Annotated in this window: 13 protein-coding genes, 2 pseudogenes and 1 riboswitch; of the genes and pseudogenes, 13 read left to right on the top strand and 2 right to left on the bottom strand. The window is 36.6% G+C overall.

Annotation, left to right across the window (positions count from 1 at the left end; all coding sequences use genetic code 11):
* The first annotated feature begins 125 nt into the window (after positions 1–125).
* The 9 genes and pseudogenes from ABH902_RS07460 to ABH902_RS07420 all read left to right on the top strand — a co-directional run.
* Positions 126–2,255 carry a penicillin-binding transpeptidase domain-containing protein gene (locus ABH902_RS07460; RefSeq protein ID WP_404590005.1) on the top strand — a complete coding sequence of 710 codons (2,130 nt, stop codon included), beginning with the start codon at positions 126–128 and terminating at the stop codon, positions 2,253–2,255.
* A 125-nt stretch (positions 2,256–2,380) separates the two neighbouring features.
* Complete coding sequence (gene rpmG, locus ABH902_RS07455) at positions 2,381–2,530, top strand: 50S ribosomal protein L33 (protein WP_002296119.1); 150 nt, start codon at positions 2,381–2,383, stop codon at positions 2,528–2,530.
* Positions 2,531–3,136: 606 nt separating this feature from the next.
* The gene (locus ABH902_RS07450; RefSeq protein WP_404590001.1) at positions 3,137–3,424 is read left to right on the top strand and encodes a TIGR04197 family type VII secretion effector; all 288 of its coding nucleotides are present in this window, start codon (positions 3,137–3,139) and stop codon (positions 3,422–3,424) included.
* Positions 3,425–3,775: a hypothetical protein gene (locus ABH902_RS07445; protein ID WP_404590000.1), complete on the top strand. Its 351-nt coding sequence runs from the start codon at positions 3,425–3,427 to the stop codon at positions 3,773–3,775.
* A 19-nt stretch (positions 3,776–3,794) separates the two neighbouring features.
* Positions 3,795–5,312, top strand: a complete 1,518-nt coding sequence (locus ABH902_RS07440; protein ID WP_404589998.1) for an EndoU domain-containing protein — start codon at positions 3,795–3,797, stop codon at positions 5,310–5,312.
* A gap of 19 nt (positions 5,313–5,331) precedes the next feature.
* Complete coding sequence (locus ABH902_RS07435; protein ID WP_010824213.1) at positions 5,332–5,640, top strand: hypothetical protein; 309 nt, start codon at positions 5,332–5,334, stop codon at positions 5,638–5,640.
* 134 nt (positions 5,641–5,774) lie between these two features.
* Positions 5,775–6,179, top strand: coding sequence for a hypothetical protein (locus ABH902_RS07430; protein WP_404589997.1), 405 nt, complete (start codon positions 5,775–5,777; stop codon positions 6,177–6,179).
* 8 nt (positions 6,180–6,187) lie between these two features.
* On the top strand, positions 6,188–6,676 hold the full coding sequence (locus ABH902_RS07425; protein ID WP_404589995.1) for a hypothetical protein: 489 nt from the start codon (positions 6,188–6,190) through the stop codon (positions 6,674–6,676).
* 641 nt (positions 6,677–7,317) lie between these two features.
* A pseudogene (locus ABH902_RS07420) lies at positions 7,318–7,783 on the top strand (IS5/IS1182 family transposase); the annotation flags it as partial.
* A 76-nt stretch (positions 7,784–7,859) separates the two neighbouring features.
* Here ABH902_RS07420 and ABH902_RS07415 read toward each other — a convergent pair.
* Positions 7,860–8,000, bottom strand: a pseudogene (locus tag ABH902_RS07415) (transposase); the annotation flags it as partial.
* A gap of 142 nt (positions 8,001–8,142) precedes the next feature.
* Here ABH902_RS07415 and ABH902_RS07410 point away from each other — a divergent pair.
* The gene (locus ABH902_RS07410) at positions 8,143–9,042 is read left to right on the top strand and encodes a hypothetical protein (protein ID WP_404589994.1); all 900 of its coding nucleotides are present in this window, start codon (positions 8,143–8,145) and stop codon (positions 9,040–9,042) included.
* An 86-nt stretch (positions 9,043–9,128) separates the two neighbouring features.
* Entirely contained in the window at positions 9,129–9,884 is a 756-nt protein-coding gene (locus ABH902_RS07405) for an alpha/beta fold hydrolase (protein ID WP_404589993.1), read from the top strand.
* 94 nt (positions 9,885–9,978) lie between these two features.
* Here ABH902_RS07405 and ABH902_RS07400 read toward each other — a convergent pair whose 3' ends face one another.
* Complete coding sequence (locus ABH902_RS07400) at positions 9,979–10,518, bottom strand: DUF924 family protein (RefSeq protein ID WP_404589992.1); 540 nt, start codon at positions 10,516–10,518, stop codon at positions 9,979–9,981.
* A gap of 141 nt (positions 10,519–10,659) precedes the next feature.
* Here ABH902_RS07400 and ABH902_RS07395 point away from each other — a divergent pair, with 141 nt between their 5' ends.
* Both ABH902_RS07395 and ABH902_RS07390 read left to right on the top strand, forming a co-directional pair.
* Positions 10,660–11,052, top strand: a complete 393-nt coding sequence (locus tag ABH902_RS07395) for a DUF4809 family protein (RefSeq protein ID WP_404589990.1) — start codon at positions 10,660–10,662, stop codon at positions 11,050–11,052.
* A gap of 192 nt (positions 11,053–11,244) precedes the next feature.
* Positions 11,245–11,413, top strand: a riboswitch (M-box (ykoK) riboswitch).
* A gap of 127 nt (positions 11,414–11,540) precedes the next feature.
* A complete protein-coding gene (locus ABH902_RS07390; protein ID WP_404589988.1) occupies positions 11,541–12,455 on the top strand; it encodes an LCP family protein in 915 nt (304 codons plus the stop codon).
* Positions 12,456–12,679: the final 224 nt, after the last annotated feature.

Genomic DNA, 12,679 nt, shown 5'->3' with positions numbered 1-12,679 from the left:
TCTATTAGCGCATTTGAAGACAATCTTTTAAAAATTTGCTTAGGATGTTTTTTACTACTATTAATTTTAAACATTATTAGTTAAAATAAGAAGATAAGACTTTGATGTACTGAAAGGACATTGATATGAAAAAAATGAGCTTTTTAGATAAATTAAAAAAAGAAAATGAAGAACCAAATACATACCGAAATAAGAAATCGCACATTCCGTTTCGGCTGAATTTACTATTTTTTGTTATTTTCGGCTTATTTGTAGCGCTGATTGTTCGCTTAGGCTACTTGCAAATTGTGGAAGGAGAACAGTTTGCTCAAAAGGCTGAAGCAAACTCTACGCTGTTGGTTAAAAGCGGAGCACCCAGAGGCGAGATTTACGATGCTGCCGGTAATTTGCTGGTCGGCAATAAGTCGAACTTAGCGATTACGTATACCCGAGGCAAAAAGGTAAAAACGAAGGATATTTTAGAAATTGCCAACAAAGTTAATAATCTTATCGACGTGCCGGCGGATGATTTGTCGGAGCGCGACAAAAAGGATTACTGGTTAGCGAACCCTGACAATTTGGAAACAGCACAGAAACGCTTAACAGATAAGGATAAAGAAGATGAAAAAGGCAACAAAATAACTGACGAAGGTGTGCTCTATGCCGCGACAGTTGAAAAAGTCAAACCAGAAGAAATTAATTTTGATGAACATACCTTAAAAGCAGCTACAATTTTCAAACGAATGAATGGCGTACAAGAATTAAATACGGCTTTTATTAAGAATGAAGGAGTTACACAGGACGAGATTGCGATTATTGGTGAACATTCATCGGAGATAGCTGGTGTTTCTACCGGAGTTGACTGGGATCGCGATTATCCACAAAACAGTTCACTTAAAAATATTTTAGGAACCGTTTCTTCTGAAAAAGCCGGATTACCTGCTGAAGAAGCAGATGAATATTTAGCAAAAGGCTATGAACGCAATGATCGAGTAGGAACGAGCTATTTAGAAAAGCAATATGAAGATGTGTTGCGCGGTCAAAAATCTGAATCGAAAGTAACGTTGGACAGCGATGGTAAAATTGTTTCTCAAACTCCCGTTTCTGAAGGGAAAAAAGGAGAGAATCTAAAGCTGACAATCGATACAGGCTTGCAGTCAAAAATCGAAGAAGTCGTTAATCAGCAATACCAACAGCTCTTGGCTACAGGAAATGCGCCCCGGTCTACTGGTGCCTATGTAGCAGTTTTAGAACCAAAAACAGGAGCAGTCAAAGCCATGGTGGCTTTGGTTCGTGATCCTAAGACCAACGAGATACAATCTAATCCGTTAAGTGTGATTACGGATTCCTTTGTTCCCGGGTCTGTAGTAAAAGGAGCGACGATTTCATCTGGTTATGAACAAGGTGTGATTTCGGGTAATGATGTCCTAATAGATGAGCCGATCCAAATATATGGTTCTAAAATTAAATCATCAGTTTATAATAAGATTCCTGGAAATCAGATACCAGTTAGTGCAGAGCAGGCACTGGAATTTTCATCGAATGCATATATGATGAAGCTGGTTCTAAAAATGATGAAAACCGACTATAAATACAATATGACGTTGCCTTATCAAACCGGAGATCCAACACTTTTTAATGCATTACGAAAAACCTATGGTGAATATGGCTTAGGCGTTAAAACAGGAATTGACATTCCGGGAGAAGAAGTTGGTTTCTCCAATAAGAATTTCGATGATCCGGATAATGCACCAATGCCTGGACATTTACTTGATTTATCTTTTGGACAGTATGATAACTATACAACGATGCAATTAGCACAATATGCCGCAACTGTGGCAAACGGCGGAACCAAAGTAGCTCCTCATATCGTTGAGGGAATTTATGACAATAAATCAGACGGCTCTTTAGGTGATTTAAAAGAGGAAATAAAAACAAAAGAATTAGGCAAAGTAGATATTTCCAAAGAACAAATGGATATTATTCAGCAAGGTTTTTACAATGTTGTTCATGGCAATAGTCTTTATACGACTGGAACGACAATGCAGGGCGCCCTATGGGATATGGCCGCTAAAACGGGTACAGCCGAAACAACAGCCAGTGATGGTCATGAAACGGTGAATAGTAATGTTATTGCTTATGCGCCGTATAATGATCCTAAAGTAGCGGTAAGTGTGGTTTTACCTTTCTTGGATAGTGAATCTACTAGACCTAACCAGCAAATGGTTAAAGCGATTGTCAATGCCTATGCAGAGTATACAGAAGCACAGCAATAAAATTTGTAAAGTAGTTTTCCTTTACAAATTTAGTCAAAAGGGTAGAAATTCCCAAACAAACATGATATGATATTTGAGGCTAAGAAATATCTTAGAAGACGAAATCAGTAATAGGAGGAAAGACAATGCGCGTAAACATTACTTTAGAATGTACTTCTTGTAAAGAACGTAACTACCTAACAAGCAAAAATAAACGTAACAATCCTGATCGTTTGGAAAAACAAAAATATTGTCCACGTGAAAGAAAAGTTACTTTACACCGTGAAACAAAATAAAGTTTATTATTGATCGGCTAGAACCCTTATGTAGTAAGGATTCTAGCTTTTTTCTTTTGTTTAAAAATCGTTTTGATTGCTATATTGAATGCTATCAGCTAAAAATTAGCGAATTTGACTAGAGCTCGCTTAAATTCACTAGTATATTTTTTGGGAGAACGATGTGTAATGAGCCCTTCTTTCCCAAATAGTTGATAAGAGTCCTTTCAACTATAAATTAAGGAGTTTGATGAAAGGCCATATTTTTTAGCGAATGCTCGTTCACCTAGAGGACTTTCTAGATCTTCTTTGACGATCTTCAATTTAAACTCTACTCCATAATAATTCATAAAAAATAACCTCCAAAAATTGTAGTTTCACGTACAACTTTTGGGGGGCACATCAAAATCAACCAGGCCATTGTTTTCCAATTTTGTGATTCTGCTATGGAAAATGAAGTTGAGCTTTTTGAAGAAGATCATCAAGCAACTATTCACACTAAATTCGATGAATGAGGTGGTAAGCATACCGTGTTAGATTGGCGAAAATTAAACTATTTAATGAGGTATTGTTCAACAAGCCGTAAACTGCTATCATTGTAATAAATACATATCAGGAGGTAATTTTATGGCTATTTCAAGTAATGCCAGTATAGCAGGCAATATATCGGCTTCTTTCAGTCGTTCAGCCAGTGCTTTAAATAATATTCAGGTTTCACTTACAGCTTCTCGCACAAACGTAGCGGGAAATGGACCAGCAGAGCAGTCGCTTCCTGCCTTTCAGAATGGGCTAAAAACATTATCTGTTGGCATCGTTTCCGCTGGAGAGAATATTCATTCGGTGGCGAAAGACTTCGAACGCATCGATCAGAATTTTGCACAACTGACTAGAAATAACCTTCCGGGAGGGTTCTAAATGGCAAATGAACCTTTCTCTTTTGAGCAGAAAAACCAACAGTATCGCGCAAAAATTGAAGAACTTCAAGAGAAACAAGTTGCATTGAAAAAGCAACGTCGCTACGTAGAAGAACAACAGGAAGCCTATTTTGAACTACAACAGCGGGAACAATCAGTGTATGGATTTGTCTTGACTAATTGTGAACCGGAAGAACGAGCGTACATAGAGGATCGTGGCTCAGACAGCTTATTCCTTGCTAAAAAAGCACAACGAGAATTTGATGAAGAACGTTTGCAGCTGGAGAAAGAAGAGCGTTCCTTGTTCGAGCAGGAAGAGCACCAACATCAAGCGTATCGTTCGTTCTTGTGAGAAAGTAAGGAGGGAAATCATGGGGCTTAAATTTTATGTTGGTGAAGCGCAAGCACGCGCTGCTCAGGCATCACAATTAAACAGCCAAGCCAATCAAGCAATTGCCACATTACAACAAAGTATTCATACTTTTTTATCTGCGCCATTATCCGGCAAAGCTTATGACAGTGCCAAAAGCTATTTCATGACTGTCTACACGCCGTTGTGCCAATCTGCTATAATGACAGGTGAGGCGCTGGAAAGTGCACACAAGCGATTTCTAAGTGAGTATCAGGGAATGGTCAGCGGCATAGACACGGATGAAGACCGAATCTTGGAAGAAATTAATCGTTTAGAGCAGTTGAAACAAGCGCTCAATCATCAGATGAGCATGGCCAAAACACCTCGGCCGGATTTAGAACGACGCTATATGAATGCGTGTGACGTTATTGTGAAAAGAAGAGAAAAGCTGGAGAAATTTCATGCGTATAACGCCCGTTCGGCGAGCATCTTTTCCGAATACGAAGCCTGTCAACAAGAATTAAACCGAGGTTTGGCTCAAGTGAAAGAGTGCAAAGCGTGGAATTCAGCAACTGGCACCTTTGATATAGGAAAATTAGACATGACGTGGGCGAAAGCGATCACGACTCGCTGGGAGTCAAGAGCAAAACAACTGGAAAAAGAGCGTGCCGACAAATTTAAAAAGGCAATGGAAGGCCGGCAGTATGTTCGTGTCCAGCTAGCTTCAGGTGCTTATAAATGGATGTGGGTAAAAGATCCGTTAAAAGTATCCCAAACAGATTTCCAGTTCAATGAGACCTATAAAGATTACCTGACCATTTTGATGAATCCGAAAGAAAACGGCATACTGGATGATTATTTTACGACAATGGCGGAAGAATTACGAACAGGCATCAACGCAAAAACAGGAAAACCATTAACCAATTTAGAAAAAGCTCAACGTTGGTCAACTGTTTTGAGCGCGATAGCTGTTATTGCGACTAGCGCTTACTATGGAACCAAAGGCTTAACTGCTCCAAATAAAGAAGCGCCAATATTAAAAGGGAATAAAAACGGAAAAAACTATACGTTAGATAAAAGAAAGAGTACAGGAGATTTTTCTTATAAGAAAACCAGTGGGGCTAATGTGAAAAATAATGTACCTGATTCAACATTAAAGCATGCTGATTTAGGAGATTTCAATACTAATAATCGATTGGTTAATGGTGGTCATGGGCAAAGTAATATGGATTATTTGAAAGAAAATAATATAGATTTTAATATTGTTAAAGAATATCCAAATGGCGTTAGAACGGGGAATATTCCAAGTCATAAAAATAAAATGAAACGAACAGGAAATGGTCAGTCATGGTTTCCTAAAGAATGGAATGATTCTAAAATTTGTGATGCTGGTAATCACATAAATAATCTTCCACAGAATAAGAACTTACCTGATGGTCAATGGGCATTTGGAGATTATGATGGTGTTAGAGTGGGGATAATAAAGAAAGATGGAAAAGTGACAACAATAATACCTGATAACTCTAGACAACCGTAAAAGAAGGAGAGAGCTAAAAATGATTGTTTCTGAAAAAATAGAAAATTTAATAAATGAACGAAAAAAATTATTACCAGATGACCCAAGAATTAATGAAATATGGGATGAATTGACGCAAATATTTTCAGAAGATGAGAAAGCTACGATTGAATATCTGAATAATTGTTCTGAAAGTCAATTAGAATGGATAAGCGAAGTATTTGAAGATATATCGGAAAATCTACAAAGTGAAGATTTTATTGATACATTAGAAAAACTGCAGAAAAAATTTCCAGATTTAGATTTGGAGATGGATATTTCATATGCGAAGGAAGCATTAAACAATTAAATTAGTAAAATAAAAGGCACTTTACTATCTGATTGGCGTCAAATAGTAAAGCCTTGACTAGTAAGTACGAACTCACTAATCAAGTTGCCATAGCTAATAAAAGCTAGCTGTATTTAATGTACAAAAGTTCATTATTGAAAAAAGAAGCGATTCAATGTTGTCGCTTCTTTTTATTTCTACATCTAGAGTTAATTAATAGCCCCGAGAAAGCTAGTGGGGCTGATGTTTCGAAACCGAAGGTGGGAGTTGTTCAGTCAAGAATTAATGTAGCAGAAAATCCAACGAGATTTAGTCCATCAAAAAATGCTGGACAGTTTACTATTCCTGAAACAGATTTGAAGAACATTCTACAGTCAAAATCTATTATAAATACACCTGTGAAACAAACAGAGTCTGGGGGATTTGAAAGGATAGTAGATGTAGGAAGAAATGCAGGGACAGTTAAACCTAGCTTAGGTGGAAAACCTACTACATGGATAAAAATTATAACGGATAAGGCAGGTAATATAATTACAAATTATCCTATACCAAAACCATAGGAGGATATATGGAAAAAGAAATTTTAAGAATTTATAACAATTTTTCTATTAATAATCTAGCTACTTTTTTTGATGAATTGATAAGCTATGTTAATAAATATGACTCAATCTTTTTAAAGTATACTTCTTTAGAGTATTTAGATGCAATTAAAAAATTGGATTCAAAAAATTTAATTTTAGGACACTCGGATGACAATTTTGAGATTGCAATACCATTCTATATGAATCAAATTAACAAAGGTTTAAATGAAGAAGAATTATCTAATCAAGTTGCTTCGCTTATTTGGGATTTAAGTGCATATATGACAGATGAGGAATGCCCTAGTTGTCATGATAGTAACTTGCGTTTAACCATAACATCTAGTGAAACAAATCAAATTATTAAATTTTGTGATGAATGCTTATATACTGGTATTAATGGTAAACATGTTGATATTGAAGATGATCTAATTCCAGCACCAAAAAGTATAGTGAAATCATATTTAAAGGATTACTAAATAAAAAAGGCACTTTACTGTCTGAATTCAATCAGATAGTAGAGTGCGGATTGATTAATAGGAAAGAAATTAGTAGCTTCTCTTTCATACAAAATAGGGAGCTGTTCTATAAAAATGGAAAGAAGTGAACAGGTATCTCAGCCGAAAAATATCGGCCAGCGATTTTTTAATAATAAACATAGCGCCGCACGCTTATGAGAACTTTTAGTGAATGCCATTAGTAAAATAGTTAATGATATTCAGTGATAGGCGATTAGTAAATTTTGTTACATTTTTGCTAGTATAAAATGCCGTTTAATTCTATGATATTTGGTGACCGAAACATCGTGAAACAAAATAAAGTTTTAAATCATAAGAGAGTAGGACAATAGTTAGAAAAAAATCTGATTATTGTTCTACTTTTTTTATTTTAAGGTACACAAAAAGCAATCATCCATGTAAGATTAAAGTGACCAAACCCAATCAGAAAGGAAACGAGTGCTTTGAGCTTAAAAATTGTATCTTCAACGAAACAACTTCACCATTAGATATGGAACAATATATTCCTAAAAAAGAGATCGCTTTTGCGGTCAATACTTTAGTCGAAGCGATACCGAACTATTCTTTCTTGAATTAGAAGAACAACGACAACGTGAAAAACAGAAAGACAAAGCCAATTAAAGAAAAAAAGAAGAACCTACAAAAATATCTACGCAAAATCCAAGCTGATTACCTTTCAAGAAAACAAAAAGTTGAACTCTATAACCAGCTTTTTCAAGAACAAAATAGCTTTTCTAAAACAGATATAGAAGCCACCTTTCCTTCATGGGAATGAACGACGACTACTTGCTTAATAGCTAACTAACACCAGCCTACAATTTACAAATCGCAACAAAAAATCAGTATGTTTCAGTGTAGGATCTATTTCCAAACCCGACAGATACAAAAAACTTAAATCCATTCTTAGGAAGTTTTTTAGAGCAACACAACAAATTACCCGAGAATATTGTGGCAGAAGCTGCTCATGGTAGTAAAGAAAATTATATGTATATCAAAGATATCTTACAGAAAAATCCTTTAAAACCTACGTTAGTTATCGCCAAGAAAAAGCGACATAAAGAAGAAAAAACAAGCCCGATTTTGACATTAATCATCAAATTCGGACTTGTTTTCTTTTTGGGAAAGGACTATTGTCCCACTCTCTATCTCCATATTTTTCGTATTCTTGAAGCCAACGGTACAAACTATTGGCGTGAACACCCACTTCTTTAACAGAAACACTTTTTTCAATAATTAATTCCACTGTAGCTGTTTTGAATGCTTTATCAAATGAACGTCTGGACATATTAAAAAAGTGGAGATAAATACATAATAATTAGAAAAAAACTGAAATTAATCTTCCTAATTGTTAAGAATGTTTAAACGAAGTTTCTGTTAGATTTCTTTTGTGTTACTATTGTGTTACATAAATTACAAAAGGAGTTTGTATGAAAAGATTGTTAGTGGTGGGTGCTTTATCTTTATTTTTACTTCCTCAAATAAGTTATGCGCAAACGGACGAAGCAACACAGCCGTTTTCTGCTATTAATACGACAGGAGAACTATCTAGTTTGCAGGGGCGTAAGCAAGTGCTGGATGGTAAGACGACGAAAAAGCGTAAGAAAAAAGGAGAATATTATCTTGAATTTCCTTTTGAAAAGCAACCGTATGTTTATTTTTCGAGCTTTGTTCTAAATGGACCGCCTAATGAGTATCATGGCTTTATCGAAACAATTTATTATCGAGATCAAATTAAAGTTAAATCGATGTACTATGAAAAGCAGCCTGTGAAAACAGATCGTCTAGGAATCTATACAGTAGATTTATGTTTTACTGATGAAAATGACCGGATCTATCATTACAAAAACGTCCCTTATGCCGTAACTAGCGATAAGCCGACTATTTATTTTTCAGAAGTTAATTTTAATCAAGAGCAAAAGAAATTATCAGGAGTTATTAAAAGACAAGCCTCGAAATATTCTTGTCAAATTGAGTTATTTTATACGGATAACAACGACTATCATTACCAGGAAGTAAAAGCGGATCAGACAGGTCATTTTTCGATTGATTTATCTAGGGAGGCTGTGTTAGGTGAGCTATATTTAAGAGCCTCTGATGGCTTTGGTAACTATGCGGATGCTTATGATGTTGAACAGGAAGGACTTCAACAAATTCCTGTACCGAAGCTTGCAACGGAAAGCACAGCAACAAGCAATGTAAATCAGAAAAAGAAGTTTCACTTATCTGGTAAACTTGCGAAAGTTCTATTAGGGCTGCTCACCCTTTGGCTAATAACAAGAATCCTAAAATTTAGACGTAAAAAAAGAAAGAAACCAAGGAAAGTCTAAAAACTTGCTCAAATTCCTCCAATATAGTTGAATAATAGAGAGGGAATCCGTTAATGGACGGATTTTTGATTAGGAGGAAAACAGGCATGAAGATTAGTATCAGACATCGTTTTATTAAAAAAATTCCTGTATTAGAAGTCGTGGCTGAAGACAATAAAATGCAGCCTTTACCGTTAGTTGTATATTATCACGGCTGGCAGTCGGCCAAAGAGTTGTCATTAACACAAGCCAGAAAATTAGCACGTAAAGGAATTCGTGTGATTTTGCCGGATGCAATGAATCATGGGGAGCGTAAAACAGGACCGATTTCACCGATTCCTTCGATTACCTTTTGGTCAAGTATTCAATATAACATCATTGAGTTTTCGCAGTTAATTCGGTATTTTGATAAACTAGGGCTGATTTTGGATCAGCAGATTGGTGTGGGTGGCGTTTCGATGGGCGGAATCACGACCTGTGCGTTATTGACACAGCATCCGGAAATTAAAGTAGCAGCATCGATGATGGGGACGCCGCAACCACTGCGCTATATTGAACGTGTGATGGAACGAGCGGCTGAAATGGACTATTTTGTACCTGAAGACTTACCACTGCTGTTAGATTGGGTGTCCAACTATGATCTTTCTAAAGCGCCTGATAAGTTAGCCGAACGACCAGTATTATTTTGGCATGGAACGAAAGATCCGAAAATTCCTTACGAAGATATGGCCGATTTTTATGAAGAAATTAAAGCAGAACCTTATGCCAAAAATAGTCGCTTTATTACAGGAGAGGAAGAAGGTCATTTAGTTAAAGGCGAAATGATGGATGTTGTAGCAGATTGGTTTGAACAATGGTTTTAACGCAATGGAGTGAACAAAGTTGCTGTGAGTTTTTAGTTGGGATAAAACAATTTTTGAGGAATGCACTGGCTAAATAGTGCATTCCTTTTTCATTTTAAAAAGATGAATTTGGCTCTTTTAAAAAGGCGATTTCTTCTGCTGTAGAGGTTCGACCCAGAATTTTATTACGATGAGGATAACGACCAAAGCGTTGGATAATTGCCTGATGCTGTTTTTCGAAAGCCAGATTGTTTTCCATACCTTTTTCGGCAAAGCGTTTTAAGGCTTCCTCGTGGATGAGCAGCGATTCGGAATGCATAAGCGGCATATACAGAAAGCTTCGTTCGGTTGGTGTTAAGGTTTCTAAATTTCCAGCAGCAATAGCCTCCTGAGTTAAAACGAGCGCCATTCCATCGTAGGCAAAGGACTGCGGCTGGTCTCGAAATAAATTACGGGAAAACTGATCCAATACGATAATTTCCGCTAAGCGACCTTGCAGTGTTTGACGCCAGGCGGCTTTTTCACCTTGAACTGCTTGCTGATGAACCTTTGAAAAGCGTTGTGTGATTAATGCATCAAAGGCAGGATCTTTTTTGAACCATTGTTCAGGTTCACACTCTTCAAACCAAAAGGTTAAAATTTCTTGATACGACATTGTCTGCACTCCTTTTTTCTTTTATTGTAGCACAGGCATTTGCCGATTGAGAAACTTCATAACACGCTAGAACTTTATTTATTTTTTGCTATAATGGTAAGGGCGTAATGATTTTAGTAAAAACGGGAAGGTGCGGTCATAGTGAAACAAGCTACAATTACTAAAAAAACAAATTTAATGGATGGCGGCTGTAATGCTTGCGGAATTATCGAAGATGTCAATTACACAATGGAATTTGAAGGTCAGCTGATTCCCATAGAGGAATTGACTGTGGATGAGTTAATTACAGCAATTGTTTTAAACAGTGGCTTTAAAAGAGAGTATTTAGCGGATGCCATAGATGATTTAATTTTGTATACAAACGAAACGCAGCAAGTTACGCTTAAGGAAGAATATGAGCAGTTAACTTATTCAAACGCTGCAGTGAGCATGACAACGAATAAACATTTTTTTGACAAGAAAAAAATGGTTGAAATGGTTAATGAGCTTTTAATCAAATTATTTGCTATTGAGGCGATTCAGTTTAACCTTTAAAATACATTCGCACTAAAAAATAACTAAAACGTTTAAGAAAATGTAAAGATTTACTGTATGCTTTTTAGCAGCTGTTTTTTTAAAGTGTTATTTAAATGAAGAAAGAACGCTGCTTTTTCCTTTTTTTTAAAAAATGATGTGTATAAAATTAAGTTGACTTTATTGTTGGTTACGCTTATAGTTTACACAGAACTAAATACTTGTTAGGTGAGGCTCCTATATAAACACAGGCTGCTGCTCAGAAATGTCGAAAGACAGGCATGGGTAGGACAAAAAATGTCGAATTAAGGCGTTTTTCAAAGCAGCTAAAAGCAAAGCTTTTTACGTTATATAGTGCTAAAACTCAACGAAGAGAAGCTATTGGAAATATCAATCAATGATAGATTGAATTTATTTGTCCTGTAATTTGCATCCCTTCGCTGAGTGAGCTTGGCGAAGGGATTTTTAGTATACAAGTAGAATAACTGAATTGTAGAAAGGAATTCACGATGAAAAAATCAGTGAAAGTAATTATTATTACCGTATTGTCTCTGTTGCTTGTGGTCGTCAGTATTGGCTGTTATGCAGCGATCTCATTCCAAAATGCAAAGGAAGAAAGCGAATCAAAGATCAAACATATCAATACAGACTTTTCAGGTGATGAACAATCCAGCGATAAGGAATTGACAATCATGGTTGTTGGGAATGATTCCAGAGATGACGATTACGATCAGGGGCGTTCTGACACGCTGATGGTGGCGCATTATGACGGAAAAACGAAGCAGCCGAAGTTGATTTCAATTATGAGAGACAGCTATGTGAATATCCCTGATCACGGATTAGATAAGATTAATGCGGCTTATGCCTATGGCGGTGCCCAGTTAACAAAAGAAGTATTGAATACCAGTTTTGGCTTACCGATTAATTATTATTTAGTGATGGATTTTAAAGAATTCAGTGATATTATTGATGAACTTTATCCAAAAGGCGTGACTATTGAGGCTGAAAAGGATATTAATCTGGATGGCGTTGATATTAAGAAGGGCAAGCAGACGCTGCACGGAAACAGCTTGTTGCAGTATGCACGTTTTAGAATGGATGAGGAAGGCGATTTTGGCCGGATTAGACGTCAGCAGCAGGTGATGGATGCGTTGATTAATCAGTCGAAGGATTTGATTCCAGTTTGGGAGCTGCCGCAGGTTGCCGGGAAAATCGTCGGGAAAATTGATACGAATGTTCCTACTAGCTTGCTGATCGATTTAGCGAAGGATTTTCTTTCCGGGAAAGTAAAACCGTTAAAATCACTTTCAGTACCGGTAGAGGATTCTTGGGATTTCAATGATGATACACCATCCGGCAGTGTACTGCAAATTGATGAACAAAAAAATACCGAGGCCATTCAAACATTTATGAAAGATGAATAAAGAAGGTTGAGTCAAAAGTCGTTTGGGTTCGAGCAATTGGAGTAAAAGACGAGCAATGCGCTTTTCGCATTGACGGATTTTATGAAATTGCCGAAGAACCAGACGTTTGACCACCGTTTACTCAAGGTTGAGTCGAAAGTCGTTTGGGTTCGAGCAATTGGAATAAAAGACGAGCAATGCGCTTTTTGCATTGACGGATTTTATGAAATTGCCGAAGAATCAGA

Origin of the sequence: Enterococcus sp. UD-01, assembly GCF_044909655.1 — a bacterium.
Taxonomy (GTDB): Bacteria; Bacillota; Bacilli; order Lactobacillales; family Enterococcaceae; genus Enterococcus_L.
The sequence above is the reverse complement of the archived record's forward strand: the minus strand, read 5'-3'. Positions and strand labels throughout refer to the sequence as shown.